Raw genomic sequence first — 16521 nt, forward strand, 5'->3', positions numbered from 1 at the left:
AGGCGCTGCAGCCGGAATTAAAAAACGCAGAGGCCAGGTCCCGACGCCTCAGGGGTTGGCCTCTGCGTGGTCTTCAGGGGACGCCTAGCGTCCCGGGTGCTGGCCGAACAGGCGGCTCCACAGCGAGGGGGCCTCACGGGTGATCCGCGGCTGGCGGGCAATATCCGGATCCAGGTTCTCGATGGGCTGGAACAGTCCGGTGCGCAAGGCGTCGGTGGTGGCAATGAGGCGCTGGTCCTCCGGTGTGCAGTTGATCTTGCTTGGGTTGATAGCGGTCATTGCGACCCTCCTTCGCGATTTCACATTTCCATAATATGGAAATTATCTTCTGTGTTGTGAAACCATTATGTGGGCTAGGTCAGAGCGTTTGCAATAGCTGGGCGCAAAATTATCTATCCACAATATGGAAACCGGCAAAAAGTCACACTTGTTAATGTTTTTCCAGCTTTCCCTTGACTGCGACACTGTGAGGTGGATTACAGTGGTCACACAAGGTTCCACGAAACCAGCATCGAGTCGAAGCCGAAGTCTCCTTCGGTGGTAAGGGTGTTCAGCCAAGGTCCGTGGAAAGAACGACCGTTTGAAAAGAGCTGATCACCCGATGCGTTTAGACGTATTCAACCAATTGCCCGCAGCCGAGGCCGCTGATTTCCTGCGCCCCTGCGTCGATGTCGACCGCTGGATCGATGCCCTTGTTTCCGCCCGTCCTTTCAGCAGCTTCGATGCGCTTTCCAGCTTTGCGCTCCAGGACGTCGCTCCCTTCAGCCGCGAGGAAATTGCCGCCGCCCTGGCCCACCATCCGCGCATCGGCGAACAAGCGCAGGGAAGCAGCAAGGAAGCGGACCTCTCCCGCGGCGAACAGGCAGGCCTGGACCTTGATGACGATGTCGCCGGCCGCCTGGCAGCAGCCAACCGGGCCTATGAGCAGCGCTTCAACAGGGTATTCCTCATCCGCGCCGCCGGCCGCAGCACCGAAGAGATCCTTGCCGAATGCGAACGCCGGCTGGCCAACGCAGAACAGGCCGAACTGCTTGAAGTAGCCGAGCAGCTGCGCCAGATTGCGCTGCTGCGGCTGGAGAACTCGGTGGACAACTAAGCCCATGCCCGGGGTGAACCCTGCGCATTTATCGATACCAATCCCTCCGACAGCCAGGAGATGAACATGGCAGATGGAAACGGCGAACGCAGCCACATCACCACCCACATACTCGACACCGGGACCGGGAGGCCTGCCTCCGGTGTCAAGGCCACGCTGGAAGCCAAGACGGCATCCGGCTGGCAAGAAATCGGCTCGGGTTCCACGGATGCCGATGGCCGCATCAAGAACCTCGGACCGATACAGGTTGAAGCCGGCCGCTACCGGATTTCCTTTGAAACCGGCGGCTACTTCGGGAAGCAGGGAACGGAAAGCTTCTTCCCCGCGGTAAGCATCGATTTCTTCGTCAACGACGTCGACGAACACTACCACGTACCTCTTCTTATCAGCCCGTTTGCATATTCCACGTACCGAGGGAGTTAGAACAATGACTACCGAAATCACCGCCCCAGCAGATACCAAGATCGTGCTGGGCTCCAACCAGTACGGCAAGGCCGAAGTCCGCCTGGTCAAGATCACCCGCGACACCGTTCGCCACCAGATCCAGGACCTGAACGTCACCAGCCAGCTGCACGGCGACTTCACCGCCGCGCACCAGGACGGCGACAACGGCCGCGTCGTCGCCACCGACACCCAGAAGAACACCGTCTATGGCCTGGCCCGCAACGGCGTGGGCGCCATCGAGGAGTTCCTGGTGCAGCTGGGAAACCACTTCACTGGCGAATTCGAGTGGATCACCGGCGGCCGCTGGGCAGCCCAGCAGTTCTTCTGGGACCGCATCAACGACCATGACCACGCCTTCTCGCAGAACAAGTCCGAAGTGCGCACCGCCGTGCTGGAAATCGACGCCGAAGGCAAGAAGTCCATCGTTGCCGGCCTGGAGGACCTCACCGTCCTGAAGTCCACGGGCAGCGAGTTCCACGGTTTCCCGGTGGACAAGTACACGACCCTGAAGGAAACCACCGACCGCATCCTGGCCACCGACGTGACTGCGCGCTGGCGCTACACCGGCCAGGCCATCGCCCAGGGCATCGACTTCGACGCGGTCTACACCTCGGTGCGCCACCTGCTGCTGACCCGCTTCGCCGACACCCACTCGTACGCGTTGCAGCAGACCATGTTCCAGATGGGGCAGGCAGTGCTCGAAGTGCATCCGGAAATCGCCGAAATCAAGATGTCCTTGCCGAACAAGCACCACTTCCTGGTTGACCTGGAAGTCTTCGGCCAAGACAACCCGAACGAGGTCTTCTTCGCCGCGGATCGCCCATACGGCCTGATCGAAGCGACGATCACCCGCGAAGGCACCGAGGCGAATCACCCCATCTGGGCCAATATTCCGGCATTTATCTAACTGAACGGCGTTGAAGGTGGGCCGGCGCTGGCACGCCGGCACACCTTTGGCAGCGACTGACGTAGGAGGTCAGCCTTGAGCGCTACACAAGATGAATCTATCAAAGGCAATCGTCCCGAGGACGCGAAGCTCCCTCTGGGGAAGTCCTTTGCCTATGGCCTGCAGCATGTCCTGACGATGTACGGCGGCATTATCGCCCCGCCGCTGATCATCGGAAACGCTGCCGGCTTGGCCCCGGACGAGGTGGGCCTGCTGGTCGCCTGCTGCCTGTTTGTCGGCGGGCTGGCCACCATCCTGCAAACCGTGGGCATCCCGTTCTTCGGGGCGCAGCTGCCGCTGGTCCAGGGCACGTCCTTCGCATCCGTGGCTACCATGGTGGCCATCGTCAACGGGGGAGGCGGAATCCAGGCGGTCTTCGGGGCCGTGCTCGTCGCAGCGCTGATCGGCTTCCTCATTGCGCCGTTCTTCGCCCGCATTGTCAGGTACTTCCCGCCGGTGGTCACCGGCGTGGTCATTACGATGATCGGCATCTCGCTGACCCCGGTCGCGGCCAACTGGGCCATGGGCGGGGACGCCAAGGCCGATGACTACGGGTCGCTGGCCAACATCGGCCTGGCCGCCGGAACACTGCTGGTGGTCCTGCTGCTGTCCAAGGTCGGCAATGCAGCGATTTCCCGCATGTCGATCCTGCTGGCCATCGTGCTGGGCACCGTCGCCGCAGCGCTGCTGGGCATGGCCGATTTCTCGCAGGTCGGGCACGGCGCGATCTTCGCCTTCCCGCAGCCACTGGCCTTCGGCATGCCGGTCTTCGAAATCGGCGGCATCATCTCGATGACCATCGTGGTGCTGGTGATCCTCACCGAAACCACCGCAGACATCCTCGCTGTGGGCGAGATCGCCGGATCGAAGGTGGATTCCAAGCGCATTGCCGACGGCCTGCGTGCCGACATGGCCTCTTCCGCAGTGGCGCCGATTTTCAATACCTTCACCCAGTCGGCCTTTGCGCAGAATGTCGGCCTGGTGGCCATCACGGGCATCACCAGCCGCTTCGTTGTCGCGGCCGGTGGAGGCATCCTCGTCGTGCTCGGCTTGCTGCCGATCCTCGGACGAGTGGTCGCTGCCATCCCGACTCCGGTGCTCGGCGGCGCAGGCATCGTGCTCTTCGGCACCGTCGCCGCTTCCGGGATCCGGACCCTGTCCAAGGTGAAGTACGACGGCATGAACCTGGTGATCGTCGCGGCATCGATTGCCTTTGGCTGCATCCCGATTGTGAAGCCGGACTTCTACGCTGGATTCCCCACGTGGTTCGAGACGATCTTCCACTCCGGGATTTCCTCGGCGGCCGTGATGGCCGTGCTGCTGAACCTGCTGTTCAACGAACTCAAGTTCGGGAATACAAAGGATGCATCGGTCTTCTCGGCGGCTCCGCCGCGCATGGTCAAGACCGAGGAGATCTGCGGATTGCTCGATGGCGACCACTACGTGGGCGGCAAGCTCATCGACAAGGAAGGCTACGAAATTCCGGTGGTCACACCCGATGAATTCGAGCAGATCCAGACCGGAGCCATCCAGATGCCTGTACCCAGGCCTGCCGAGACATCAGGGCACTGAGGAATCGGCCCCATCCGAACCCGAGGCCGAGGAATTGCTCGATGACGAGAAGTAGCAGCTAGCGCGAAATGCTCGCAAACTCCGGTTTGCGGGCATTTTGCGCGAGCTCGAGCAGTTGCACTTCACAGCGCGAACAGCCAGGGAGCACCGCCGGACGAGTTTTCCGGGCACCTGGCGCAGGGCTGGCCCAAGTGCTGGACTGCGTTGGATGTTCCGTGCAGGCACCGGACCAGTCAGGGGCTCCTGTGCGGCAGCGGGAGCATCGGCGTTTTGCGAGGGTCTAAGCTAGATGACTGTGAGTTCAGCAAATCTTTCCATCGGCGTTGACATCGGTGGCACCAAAATCCTTGCAGCCCTTGTGGATCAAGAGGGGAACGCCTTCGGGCAAATCCGCCGCGAGACACCGGACCATGACGTGGCGGGGACCGAACGTGCCCTGGCTGAGATGATCCGCGAGCTCTCGAAGGGCAACGAAGGTCTTCCGGTGGGCATTGGAGCAGCGGGATGGATGGACCGCAAGGGGCAGAACGTGCTGTTCAGCCCCCACCTGTCTTGGCGCAATGAACCGGTGCGCGACCGTCTGATGCAGCTGGTAGGACATGAAGTGACTCTGGTCAACGACGCTGATGCGGCCGGCTGGGCCGAGCATCGTTTTGGCGCGGGCCGGGGTGAAAGCGACATGGTGTGCCTGACCCTCGGAACGGGGATCGGCGGGGCGGTCATCCTCGGAGGGCAAATCCACCGTGGCAAGTCCGGGATTGCTGGCGAATTCGGGCACCAGGTGATCGTTCCCGGCGGCCATCGGTGCGCCTGCGGAAACCGCGGTTGCTGGGAGCAGTACGCCTCTGGCAATGCCCTGGGCCGGGAAGGAGCCGAACTTGTGCGCAGCAAGTCGCCGGTGGCATTCCGCCTGCGCGAGGCCGTGGGCGATGATCCGGACGCAGTTACCGGGGCGGAGGTAACTCGACTTGCCGCAGAGGGCGACCCGGCGTGCGCCGACCTCATTGCGGATATGGGCGAATGGCTCGGGTTGGGCATCTCGAATCTGGTCTCGGTTCTGGATCCGGGGACCATCGTTATCGGAGGCGGCTTGGGCGCGGCGTCGAAGCAACTGGTGGCCACCGCGGAAGAGACTTACCGCCGCACCCTCTCCGGCAGGGGCTACCGTCCCTTTGCGAAGATCAGCCAAGCCGAATTGGGTCCGGTGGCGGGCCTGATCGGGGCTGCTGATTTGGCGAGGTTCAATCAACAGCAATAAACATTGACAGGACATTAGGTCTTATCTAGGCTCGGGTTGTTATTCAACACGAGAGCGAGGTTCCGGCATGGTCCTGCCAGAGAAGCCGCCGCAGACCCGTGGCTGGCCGCTAGCAGTCGTTTTGGGAACCTATGCGGTCGCCATGTGCGGTACCACCATGCCGACCGCGCTGTATCCACTGCTTCAGGATGAATACGGCCTGAGCACCGCCGACTCGACCCAGCTTTTTGCGATCTACGCCCTGGTGGTGCTCACGGTGCTGTGCATCTTCGGTTCCCTCTCTGACGCCATTGGCCGCAAACCCGTCATGATTCTCGGGTTGCTCGCCTCGGCCGCCAGCGGGGTGCTTTATGCCGTGGCCACCGACGCTCCCATGCTGTTCATTGCCCGGGCCCTGTCCGGGGTGTGCGCCGGGCTGGTCACCGGAACGGCCACAGCCTATTTGGCGGATCTGGTCTCCAGCTCCGGACGCGGTGCCGCCATTTCCAGCCTGGCGAATATGGCGGGACTAGGCAGCGGTCCGGCCTTGGCGGCATTTCTGACTTTCTTCTTCCCGGCTACCCCCATGATCGCTTTCAGCGTGCACGCGGTGCTTTCGGGCCTGTGCATCGTGCTGCTGGCCATGATCCCCGACAGTGTTGCGCACCGCCGGGGCGGATGGAAACTCAGCCTTCCGCTGGTGCCGCGTTTGGCACGACGGGACTTCTGCGTGGGCGGACTGATGACCCTGGGCTTTGCGGTCATGGGCGGCTGTACAGCCATGACGTCCATCCTGGTGGTCCGCGCCTTTGGGATTACCGACCTGCGCCTGCTGGGGCTCATCGGTTCGCTGATTTTCGCCGCCACTGCCGTGGGCCAGAAAGCGGGCGGGAAGCTGGTCAGCGAAAAAGTGCAGCTGGGCTATGCCGGGCTGGCGGTGGGCGCGGTGCTGATAGCTATTGCCCCGAGGTTGGGCGGGGGCCTGGCGGTCACGGTGTACCTGGTTGGCCTGGTGGTTGCTGGACTGAGCCATGGTGCGCTGTTCCCGGTGGGACTGGGCATCGTACTGCGGCGCATCGAGCTGCGGCATCGAGGCAGCGCCAGCTCCGCCTTCTGGGTACTGGGCTACGCCCTGACCGCACTTGGGGCGCTGGGGCTGGGCTGGGTAGGGCAGATCAGCGGCGAATCGATGGCAGTGACCTGCTTCGGCGCAATCATCGCACTGTGCGCAGTCGGGTGCGCCAGGCTTCATCGCAGCTGGGATGATTCCGCAAACTCGCGAATCCCTGCCGGTCCCTAGGCCTGCGTGTGGCGGAGAACACGTGGCTTGCCGGAATGAGGTGCAGCCGATCCTCGTTGGGCATTGATAGAAGAAAACCGTATCCGGCAATGGCCCGAACCAGTGGCCTCGGACAGATCTGAAAGGCAATCAATGACAGTTGCATCCCAGGAATTCCAGGCCGACACAGCAACGCTCAACGCCATTTTTGGCGAGGCGCGCACCGCTAACGCGTTCACCGGAGAGGTTACCGAGGAGCAGGCCCAGGAAATCTACGAACTGGCCAAGTTCGGTCCAACCGCGTTCAATTCCCAGCCGCTGCGCGTCACCTACGTGCGGTCAGGCGAAGCCCGCGCCACTCTGGTCGACGCGCTCTCCAACGGCAACAAAGCCAAGACCGCCGCAGCTCCGCTGGTAGCGATCCTCAGCTATGACACCGCATGGCACGAACAGTGGGACAACTTCCTGCCCGGCTACAACGCGCCCAAGGCCATGTACGATGCTGATGCGGACTTCGCCGCATCCACCGGCAACAACAACGCACACCTGCAGGCAGGCTACTTCATGCTGGCCGCACGCAGCTTGGGCTTCGCGGTAGGTCCAATGACCGGCGCAGACTTCTCCGCCATCGACGCATCGTTCTTCCCGGAAGGCGAGCAGAAGAGCTTCCTGGTCGTGAATATCGGCCAGCCAGCCGAGAGCGAGATCGGCTCGCCAAAAGCACGCTTCGACTACGAAGCAGTTGTCCGCACTGTCTAGGTGCATCGAGTACTTCGAAAACGGCATGCGCCAGAAGCCCGGAATTCACACGGTGAATTCCGGGCTTCTGCACGCCAGCGGGAGGATCCTAGGAGGTTGCAGCCAATGAAGCTTGCAGGGCCGCGTCGGCCTCAATGAGTACCTTGGCAGCGACTTCCAGCCCCTCAACGGCACCTAGCTCGGTGTCCTCGTGTTCGATGTTCACCATCATTTCCGGATCCACCTCGTGCAATGCGCGCAAGAACTCGGTCCAGAATGCGGTGCCATGTCCCTTGCCCAAAGCCACGAAGTCCCAGGCTGAATTCTTCGGCCACTCGTTCGCCCATTCATCCCCGCCGAGGTTGGTGCGTGGTTCGTCTTCGCCCAGCTTGCGGAAGCTGTTATCCAATACCCCCTGGATGGCCGCATTCGGATTAACGCGCACATCCTTGGCTGCTGCGTGGAAGACCCATGGGCCCAGGTCGCGGACAACGGCCACTGGATCCATCTGCTGCCAGAAGAGGTGCGAAGCATCCAGTTCAACTCCGATGTTGCTGGTACCCGCCCGCTTCAACAGCTCGCGAAAGCTTGCAGGGTTGAAGACCAGGTTCTGCGGGTGCAGCTCCAGAGCGACCTTGACTCCGTGTTCGACAGCCAGCTCATCGATTTCTTTCCAGAATTCCGCGGCGATCCCGAATTGATAGTCCAGCTGGTCCAAGGCTGCCGAATTCCAGGCATTGACTACCCAGTTCGGGGTCGAAGCATTGGGGTCTCCAGCGGGCAGGCCGGACATGGTGACCACGCGGGTCTGGCCTAGGCGCGCGGCCAGCTTGATGGAGCGGCGAATGTCCTCGGCGTGCTTCTGGCCGATTTCGCGATTGGGGTGCAACGGGTTGCCGTTGCAGTTCAGCCCATAGATTCCCACGCCGGTGCCTTCGAATTGGGCGAGGAAGGCATCGCGAGCGATGTCGGATTCCAGGATCTCATCGATGTTCGGCACGTGCACTGGGGGCAAGAAGCCACCGGTGTTCAACTCGATGCCGGTCAGTCCCTGGGCGGCAATGACCTCCAGGGCTTCGGCCAGCGGGCGGTTGTGGAAGATTGCGTTGTAGACTCCGAGTTTCACAGTGAAACCTTCTTTCCGTCATTGGCAGCGGACTGCACGACCGCCTGGAGGACCCGCATATTGTGCACGCCCTCGTCGAATGTTGCGTTGATGGGAAGTGCATTGCCCAGGCCGCAGACCTCGTCGAGGAAGGCGCGCGCCTGGTAGCCGAAGGCGTCATTCTGGCCGAAGCCGACACCTGGCGCATCCATGGGCAGTCCGCCACTGAGGTAGGCGTGTTCCGAGCCGAGATTTACCGTGCGGTAGCCATTGGTTGCCGAAGGGCCCTCGGTGAGCATGATTTCGATTTCCGCTGGACGCAGCTGGCTGAAGCGTGCGGCGCCCTTCTCGCAAAAGACCTCGAAGGTCAGCGTATTGGGGTGGCCGGCTGCCACGCGGGAAACTTCCAGGCTGCCTGCGGCCCCGGCGAACTGTACGTTGAACGCCGCGTAGTCGTCGTTTTCTACCGGCTCGGACGTGTCGCTCAGTTCCACGAGATCGTGGCCGGTGACGGCGCCGGCTGGCAGGAAGCGTTCGGTGATGCTGGTGCTCAGCTGGCCGCCGCTGACCGAAAGAATCTCGCCGGCCAGGAATTCGGCAACGTAAGCCAGGTGGCTTCCCACATCGGCCAGTGCGCCCGAGCCTGGCTGGCCCTTGAAGCGCCAGCTCATCGGTGCCTGCGGGTTGTGGCCGTAGTCGGTCCAGTAGCGTCCGGAGAAATGCAGCACCTTGCCCAGGGTGCCATCGGCGATCAGGTTCTGGATCGTGGCGATGCCCGGGGTGCGGCGGAAGGTGAAGCCAACGCGGGCCACGGAGTCGGCGTTGCGGGCCGCGGTGGCCATCGCTTCAGCTTCTTGAAGGGTGTCAGCCAGCGGCTTTTCGCACAAAACGTGCTTGCCGGCAGCCAGCAGGCCCTCGACGGCTTCACGGTGGAAACGGTTGGCAATAACTACCGAGACCACGTCGATATCTGGATCTGCGGCCACCTCTTGCCAGGAGCCGAGCGCCTTTTCGTAGCCGTAGCGCTTGGCGACCTTGGCCGCGAGCTCGGTGTTCACATCAGCCACGGCAACGTAGCGAAGCGGCGGCAAGTCGGAGCTGTAGAGGGTGGGTGCTGTGCGGTACCCAGCGATGTGGGACAGCCCGGCCATGCCGGCGCCAATGACGGCAATGCCGATGGTTTTTGTCATGGAATTCTCCTGGATGAAAGCTGTTCATGGAATATTTTGGAGCGCTCCAAAAGAGTCTAGAACCTATTTCAGATCGCGGTCAAGGGGTCTGCAGGAGAAGGTTTGGAACCGGAGGGAATCAGGGCCGGCGTGGTGCCGCGCAGGTGCCGCGCTCGATGAGCGACGGCTCCATCAGCACGCGCTGGGCTTCGCGTTCGGGATTGGCGAGCCGGGAGAGCACCTGCTGGGCCACGTGCAATCCAAGCTCGTGGTTGCGGCTATCCACGGTTGTCAGGCGCAGCAGGTGGGTGCCGGAGAACGGCGAGTTGTCGTAGCCGATGATTGACAAATCCCCAGGTGTCGACAGGCCGGCTTCCCGGGCGGCTGCCATGGCTCCCATGGCCATTGAGTCGTTGCCGGCCAAGATGGCCGTTGTTTCCGGGGCTTCGCCCAAAAGCTGCCGTGCGCACTGGTAGCCGGTGTCTTCGGTGGTCAGTTCGCTGACCGAAACGATGCGCTCTTCGAGTCCCGCGGCCTTCATTGCCTCCTGGTACCCGGCCAGGCGCAGCATCGAGGCTCCGCCGCCACCGGCGATGTGGCCAATATTCCGATGGCCCAGCGAAACCAGGTACTCAATGGCTTGGCGGGCCCCGAGCCTGTCGTCACTGGACGAAATATCCGCGCCGCGAACCTGGGTGGCGCGATTGCCGGCCACAATGACCGGAACCTGCGCGGAAAAGCGCATGGCAGGAGTCGGTTCGGTGGCCAGTACCAAAGCCTCTACCCGGGTGCTGAGGAATCCATCGAGCGGGTCCGACCCGACGTGGGCGTTGAGCGCCCGGTCGGAAACTGCGATGCGCAATCCCGCGCTGGCCAGTCCTTCTTGGAGCCCGCGCAGAAGTTCCACGAACCAGACGTTGGTGTAGTCGTCGATGACCACGCCGACCGTCTGGCTCGTGCCGCCGGCAAGTGCCGTGGCGGCCTGGCTGGGGCGGTAATCCAGCTCCTTGATGGCGGCCAGTACTGCCGCGCGACGTGCTTCCGAGACGCTGGGGGAGCCGCGCAGCACCAGGGACACCAGCGACTTGGAAACACCTGCGGCCTGGGCAACGTCGTAGATGGTCGCTCGACGGCGTGCTGCGGCCACAGTTCCTCCTGGGGGTGTCGGTTGTTCTCGTTAAGAGCCTAGCGTTTTGCTCGAGCGCACGGCCGTGCGGGACGGTTTCGACGCGTCGAACTTCGCGGGCCACGCCATGAAGCCATGACATGGCATGTGGAAATTTTTTTATTTTCAACGTCCGAAACGGATGGAAAACCCCGGAATTCCGGGGATTTGTCCACATCATGTTACTCATGTTGTAAATATGTCAGTACAAACCTTTGACAGTGCCGAATTCATGGTGCAAAGTATTTCTTGTGGCACCGTTCACATCTTCGGCAGTTGGCCGATCCCTGAACTTCTGACTCGAAAGGACGTCGATCTGCGTGACTTACGACGTACTCACCCTCGGACGCATCAGCGTCGATGTGTATCCGAATGACATCGGCGTTTCCCTCGCGGATGTGAACACATTCAGCAAGTACCTCGGCGGCTCCGCCACCAACGTCGCCGTGGCGGCAGCCCGGCACGGCCGAGCAGCCGGTGTGATCACCAAAATCGGCGACGACGACTTCGGCACATTCCTGGAACGCGAATTGGACCGCTTCGGCGTGGACCGCACCCAGGTAGCCCGCGACGCCACGTTGCAGACGCCGGTCACCTTCTGCGCCATCATGCCGCCGGACGACTTCCCGCTGTACTTCTACGGACGCTTCCCGATGGCGCCGGACTGGAACATCGACAGCAGCGACATCGACCTCCAAGCGGTCAAGGACTCCAGGATTTTCTGGAGCACCGTCACCGGCTTGAGCCGCGAGCCTTCTCGCACCGCGCAATTGGCGGCCTATGCCGCCCGCCCAGCAGATTCCCTGGCCCAGGGGCAGTTCACCATTCTGGATTTGGACTACCGCCCGATGTTCTGGGACTCCGTGGAACAGGCCCGCGAACAGGTAGCGCGTGCCCTGCCATCGGCCACCGTGGCCATCGGCAACGACACCGAATGCTCGGTAGCCGTCGGCGAAGGCACCCCGGATGAGCAGGCCGACCGCCTGCTGGAGGCCGGTGTGCAGATTGCCGTGGTCAAGCTCGGCCCCGAAGGGGTCATGGCCAAAACCCGCACCGAGCGCGTGGTTTCCGCGCCGGTCCCGGTGCAGACCGCTAACGGACTGGGTGCAGGAGATTCCTTCGGCGGCGCCTTCTGCCACGGACTGCTCTCCGGCTGGCCGCTGGAACAGGTGCTTGACTACGCCAATGCCGCCGGAGCCATTGTGGCCTCGAAGGTTGCCTGCTCCGACGCCATGCCGGACCCGGAAGAAGTCAATGCCCTGCTGGCCGAGCGCGGCCGCACCGTTCCCGACTCCCAGAAAGACCTGGTCTAGATATGAAACAGGCATCAGAGCTGCCAGTGGACCGGGAAGACCCGCGCCGCTACGAATCCATCACCCGCCAGCGGTTGGAAGACCCGGCCTCGGTGCAGCGCGCCGCTTCGCTGCGCCGGAAGCACGCCGGCCCGGTGTTGGGACGGCAGAACTTCATCATCGCCGCCGACCACCCGGCCCGCGGCGCCCTGTCCGTGGGCAAGCGCGCCACGGCCATGGCCGACCGCCGCCAGCTGCTGGACCGGCTGCAGATCGCCTTGCAGAACCCCGCCTGCGACGGGGTGCTGGCCTCGCCCGATATCCTCGATGACCTGCTGCTGCTGGGCGCGCTGGAAGGCAAGCTGGTCTTCGGATCGATGAACCGCGGCGGGCTCACCGGCTTGGTCAACGAGATCGACGACCGCTTTACCGGGCACAGCGCGGCCGCCCTGGCTGCCCTGGGCGCCGACGGCGGCAAGATGCTCACCCGGATCAGCTACGAGGATCCGGACACCGTGAAAACCCTGGCCGCTACCGCCGACGCCGTGTCGGATCTGGCCCGGCACCAGCTGGTGGCCATGGTCGAGCCGTTCATCTCCAAGCGGGCCGAGGGCAAGGTAGTCAACGACCTGCGCCCGGAGGCAGTGATCAAGTCCATGGGCATCGCCTCGGGACTGGGTGAAACCAGCGCCTACACCTGGCTGAAGATTCCCGTGGTCCAGGAGATGGAACGGGTCATGGCCGCGACCACCCTGCCCACGGTCCTGCTCGGCGGGGATCCATCCGGCAGTCCCGACGAGGTCTTCGCCTCCTGGCAGGCGGCGCTGGCCCTGCCTTCGGTGCAGGGGCTGACCGTGGGCCGGACCCTGCTGTATCCCGAGGACGGGGATGTGGCCGCCGCCGTGGCAACCGCCGCATCGCTACTGGACACCACCGCAACCGTACGCAGCTGAGAAGGACGAAGCTCGATGACTACACGCACAATGACCGTTGCCCAGGCGGTCGTGGAATTCCTGGGCCGCCAGTACACGGTGGATTCCATCGGCGGCACGCACTACCGCGAACGGCTGATTCCGGGCATGTTCGGGATTTTCGGCCACGGGAATGTTGCCGGGGTGGGCCAGGCGCTGAAGCAGTGGCAGGCCAAGGACCCGAGCCTCATGCCGTACTACCAGGGCCGCAATGAGCAGGCGCAGTCGCACCAGGCCGTTGCCTACGCGCGGCACACCCGCCGGCGCGCCACCTACGCGGTCTCCACCTCCATCGGCCCCGGGTCCTCCAACTTGCTCACCGGTGCGGCGCTGGCCACCGCCAACCGCCTGCCGGTGCTGCTGCTGCCTTCGGACACCTTCGCCACCCGCGCCGCGGACCCGGTGCTCCAGCAGCTGGAAATGCCGCACGGCTACGACATCACCGTCAACGACGCCTTCCGCCCGCTGTCCAAGTACTTCGACCGGGTCACGCGACCCGAGCAGCTGGCCAGTGCCTTGCACCACGGGTTGCGGGTGCTCACCGACCCTGCCGAAACCGGCGCGGTGACCATCTCCTTGCCGCAGGACGTGCAGGCCGAGGCCTTCGACTTCCCGGAAGAGCTCTTTGCCGAGCGCGAGTGGAAGATCCGCCGCCCGGCACCGGAATCCGAGGACATCGCGGCGGCCGCGGCCATGATCCGCGAAGCCAAGCGCCCATTGATCGTCGCAGGCGGCGGCGTGCTGTACGCCTACGCCACCGAGGAGCTGGCCGCCTTCTGCGAAGCCACCGGCATCCCCGTGGGCAATACCCAGGCCGGGGTGGGCGTGCTGCCGTGGGATTCCAAGTACTCCCTGGGCGCCATCGGCTCCACCGGCACCACCGCCGCCAATGCGCTGGCCGAGCAGGCTGACCTGGTGATCGGCATCGGCACCCGCTATGAGGACTTCACTACCGCCAGCCGCACCGCATTCCAGAACCCGGGCGTGAAGTTCGTGAACATCAACGTCGCGGCGCTGGACGCCTACAAGCACGGCACCGTGCTGCCGGTGGTCGCCGATGCCCGCAAGGCGCTGATCGCGCTGCGCGAGGCGCTGACCGGGTACCGGGTCGAGGGGGCCCTGGAAGTCCAGGCCGCCACGGAGAAGCAGCGCTGGGACGCGACCGTTGATGCGGCCTTCGCCGAGCGGCTGAGCCCGCTGGTCAGCCAGAACGCCATCATCGGAGCGGTGAACCAGGCCATGGATCCGCGCGATGTGGTGGTCTGCGCCGCCGGCTCGCTGCCCGGGGACCTGCACAAGATGTGGCGGGTCTCCGACCCGTTCGGCTACCACGTGGAATACGGCTTCTCCTGCATGGGATACGAGATCGCCGGCGGGCTGGGCATCAAGCGCGCCGCCCTTGCTGAAACCGCGCGAGGCTCCGAAGAGCCCCGCGACGTCGTGGTGATGGTGGGTGACGGCTCCTACCTGATGATGCACACCGAGCTGGTCACCGCCGTGGCCGAAGGCCTGAAGCTGATCACCGTGCTGATACAGAACCATGGCTACGCCTCCATCGGAGCCCTGTCCGAATCACTGGGCTCCCAGCGTTTCGGCACCAAGTACCGCACGCTCGATGCCCAGCGCCACAGCTTCGATGATGGTGCGACCTTGCCAGTGGACCTGGCTGCCAACGCCGAGTCGCTGGGCGTGAAGGTCATCCGGATCGAGCCCGGGCCCCAAGCCATCGATGAGCTCTCGGCGGCCATCGCCCAGGCCAAGGCCGCGCCCGAGGGTTCGGGGCCGATCCTGATCCACATCGAATCCGACCTCTACGCCGATGCTCCCTCCAGCGAGTCCTGGTGGGATGTGCCGGTCAGCGAGGTCGCCGAGCTGGACTCCACCACCCAGGCCCGCAAGACCTACGCCGAGCACAAATCCCGCCAGAAGCCCCTGCTGGGCTAGGCGCACCGCACCAGACCAACTCGAATACCGAAAGACGTGAACCCATGACTGCTACCGCTACCGAAGTCACCGAAATCCTGCACTACATCAACGGCAAGCCCAGCGCCGGCACCGGCACCGCCACCCAGCCGGTCTACAACCCGGCAACCGGAGAAATCACCGGCCAGCTGCACCTGGCCAGCGGCGAGGACCTGCAGCAGGCTGTGGCCGTGGCCAAGGCCGCCTCCGAAACCTGGGGCGAAGTATCGATCGCCAAGCGCAGCAAGATCCTCTTCCGCTTCCAGCAGCTGCTCACCGAGCACACCGGCGAGCTGGCCCGCATCGTCACCTCCGAGCACGGCAAGGTCCTCTCCGACGCCGCCGGCGAGATCAGCCGCGGCATCGAAGTGGTGGAGTATGCCTGCGGCATCTCCCAGTCGCTGAAGGGCGAATACTCCGACCAGGTCTCCACCGGCATCGACGTGTTCTCCTTCCGCCAGCCGCTGGGCGTGGTCGCCGGCATCACCCCGTTCAACTTCCCGGTGATGGTGCCGCTGTGGATGGCACCGGTGGCCATTGCCACCGGCAACGCCTTCATCCTCAAGCCTTCCGAGCGCGACCCTTCGGCCGCCTTGCTGATCGCCGAGCTGTTCAAGGAGGCCGGCCTGCCCGACGGCGTTTTCCAGGTGCTGCACGGCGGCAAGGAAACCGTGGACGGGCTGCTCACCCACCCGGATGTGGATGGCATCTCCTTTGTCGGTTCCACTCCGATCGCCAAGTACGTGCACGAAACCGCCACCAAGCACGGCAAGCGCGTGCAGGCCCTGGGCGGGGCGAAGAACCACGCGGTGATCATGCCCGATGCCGATATGGACTTGGCCGCCGACCACATCAACGCCGCCGCTTTCGGCTCCGCGGGCCAGCGCTGCATGGCCATCTCCGTGGCCGTGGCCGTGGGCGATGCCGCCGATGGCCTGGTGGACAAGCTCGCCGAGCATGCCCGCAACGTCAACGTCTCGGACGGCTTCGATGAGACGGCGGATATGGGACCGGTGATCACCCCGGCCTCGAAGTCCCGCCTGCAGAAGATCGTTGGCGAGGCGCAGGAAGCTGGCGCCGCGCTGGTCATCGACGGACGCGACCTGGTGGTCAAGGACCACGAGAACGGGTTCTTTGTCGGCCCGACCATCATCGACAAGGTCAGCCGCGAGATGAGCGCCTACACCGAGGAGATCTTCGGCCCGGTACTGGTGGTGCTGCGCGTAGACAGCCTGGAAGAAGCCATCGAAGTGGTCAACGCGAACCCCTACGGCAACGGCACGGCCATCTTCACCTCCTCCGGCGCCCACGCCCGCACCTACACCCGCCGCATCCAGGTAGGCATGGTCGGGGTCAACGTGCCGCTGCCGGTGCCGGTTGCCTGGCACTCCTTCGGAGGCTGGAAGGACTCGCTGTTCGGCGAGCACCACATCTACGGCCCGGACGGCGTGCGCTTCTACACCCGGGGCAAGGCCATCACGCAGCGCTGGCCGGAGCCGGCCCAGGGCACGGCCGCCACCTTCAACTTCCCCTCCAACTAGGCAC

The 16521-nt window shown here is 63.8% G+C and carries 15 protein-coding genes; 11 read left to right on the top strand and 4 right to left on the bottom strand.

The window, feature by feature from the left end; translation table 11 throughout:
* Nucleotides 1-84: 84 nt before the first annotated feature.
* Complete coding sequence (locus EDF61_RS08770) at nt 85-279, bottom strand: hypothetical protein (RefSeq protein WP_133833838.1); 195 nt, start codon at nt 277-279, stop codon at nt 85-87.
* Between the two features lie 322 nt (nt 280-601).
* Between EDF61_RS08770 and uraD the strand changes: the two genes are divergently transcribed.
* The 7 genes from uraD to EDF61_RS08805 all read left to right on the top strand — a co-directional run bounded on the left by uraD (nt 602) and on the right by EDF61_RS08805 (nt 7333).
* The gene (gene uraD, locus EDF61_RS08775; RefSeq protein WP_105656559.1) at nt 602-1096 is read left to right on the top strand and encodes a 2-oxo-4-hydroxy-4-carboxy-5-ureidoimidazoline decarboxylase; all 495 of its coding nucleotides are present in this window, start codon (nt 602-604) and stop codon (nt 1094-1096) included.
* 66 nt (nt 1097-1162) lie between these two features.
* Entirely contained in the window at nt 1163-1519 is a 357-nt protein-coding gene (uraH, locus tag EDF61_RS08780; protein ID WP_105656558.1) for a hydroxyisourate hydrolase, read from the top strand.
* A 4-nt stretch (nt 1520-1523) separates the two neighbouring features.
* Nucleotides 1524-2447 (top strand): factor-independent urate hydroxylase, encoded by a 924-nt coding sequence (gene pucL / locus EDF61_RS08785; protein WP_133833839.1) that lies wholly within the window; start codon nt 1524-1526, stop codon nt 2445-2447.
* Nucleotides 2448-2522: 75 nt separating this feature from the next.
* Nucleotides 2523-4058: a nucleobase:cation symporter-2 family protein gene (locus EDF61_RS08790; RefSeq protein WP_105656556.1), complete on the top strand. Its 1536-nt coding sequence runs from the start codon at nt 2523-2525 to the stop codon at nt 4056-4058.
* 295 nt (nt 4059-4353) lie between these two features.
* Complete coding sequence (locus EDF61_RS08795; protein ID WP_286134082.1) at nt 4354-5316, top strand: ROK family protein; 963 nt, start codon at nt 4354-4356, stop codon at nt 5314-5316.
* 67 nt (nt 5317-5383) lie between these two features.
* Nucleotides 5384-6595: an MFS transporter gene (locus EDF61_RS08800; protein WP_133833840.1), complete on the top strand. Its 1212-nt coding sequence runs from the start codon at nt 5384-5386 to the stop codon at nt 6593-6595.
* A 132-nt stretch (nt 6596-6727) separates the two neighbouring features.
* The gene (locus EDF61_RS08805; RefSeq protein WP_133833841.1) at nt 6728-7333 is read left to right on the top strand and encodes a malonic semialdehyde reductase; all 606 of its coding nucleotides are present in this window, start codon (nt 6728-6730) and stop codon (nt 7331-7333) included.
* Nucleotides 7334-7421: 88 nt separating this feature from the next.
* On the opposite strand, the gene EDF61_RS08810 is transcribed toward EDF61_RS08805, so the two are convergent.
* The 3 genes from EDF61_RS08810 to EDF61_RS08820 form a co-directional block, all read right to left on the bottom strand.
* Complete coding sequence (locus EDF61_RS08810) at nt 7422-8438, bottom strand: sugar phosphate isomerase/epimerase family protein (RefSeq protein WP_133833842.1); 1017 nt, start codon at nt 8436-8438, stop codon at nt 7422-7424.
* Nucleotides 8435-9607 (bottom strand): Gfo/Idh/MocA family protein, encoded by a 1173-nt coding sequence (locus tag EDF61_RS08815; protein ID WP_133833843.1) that lies wholly within the window; start codon nt 9605-9607, stop codon nt 8435-8437. The genes EDF61_RS08810 and EDF61_RS08815 overlap by 4 nt, the downstream gene beginning before the upstream one ends.
* A 118-nt stretch (nt 9608-9725) precedes the next feature.
* Nucleotides 9726-10733, bottom strand: a complete 1008-nt coding sequence (locus EDF61_RS08820) for a LacI family DNA-binding transcriptional regulator (RefSeq protein WP_133833844.1) — start codon at nt 10731-10733, stop codon at nt 9726-9728.
* A gap of 338 nt (nt 10734-11071) precedes the next feature.
* Between EDF61_RS08820 and iolC the strand changes: the two genes are divergently transcribed.
* From iolC to EDF61_RS08840, 4 genes are read left to right on the top strand one after another with little or no spacing between them, the layout of a single operon-like run.
* Nucleotides 11072-12064, top strand: a complete 993-nt coding sequence (gene iolC, locus EDF61_RS08825) for a 5-dehydro-2-deoxygluconokinase (RefSeq protein ID WP_105656549.1) — start codon at nt 11072-11074, stop codon at nt 12062-12064.
* A gap of 2 nt (nt 12065-12066) precedes the next feature.
* Nucleotides 12067-12996, top strand: a complete 930-nt coding sequence (locus EDF61_RS08830; protein WP_105656548.1) for a Cgl0159 family (beta/alpha)8-fold protein — start codon at nt 12067-12069, stop codon at nt 12994-12996.
* A 30-nt stretch (nt 12997-13026) separates the two neighbouring features.
* Nucleotides 13027-14958 carry a 3D-(3,5/4)-trihydroxycyclohexane-1,2-dione acylhydrolase (decyclizing) gene (gene iolD / locus EDF61_RS08835; protein ID WP_133833974.1) on the top strand — a complete coding sequence of 644 codons (1932 nt, stop codon included), beginning with the start codon at nt 13027-13029 and terminating at the stop codon, nt 14956-14958.
* Nucleotides 14959-15002: 44 nt separating this feature from the next.
* The gene (locus EDF61_RS08840; protein WP_133833845.1) at nt 15003-16517 is read left to right on the top strand and encodes a CoA-acylating methylmalonate-semialdehyde dehydrogenase; all 1515 of its coding nucleotides are present in this window, start codon (nt 15003-15005) and stop codon (nt 16515-16517) included.
* Nucleotides 16518-16521: the final 4 nt, after the last annotated feature.

Source organism: Arthrobacter sp. JUb115, assembly GCF_004365035.1.
Taxonomy (GTDB): domain Bacteria; phylum Actinomycetota; class Actinomycetes; order Actinomycetales; family Micrococcaceae; genus Glutamicibacter.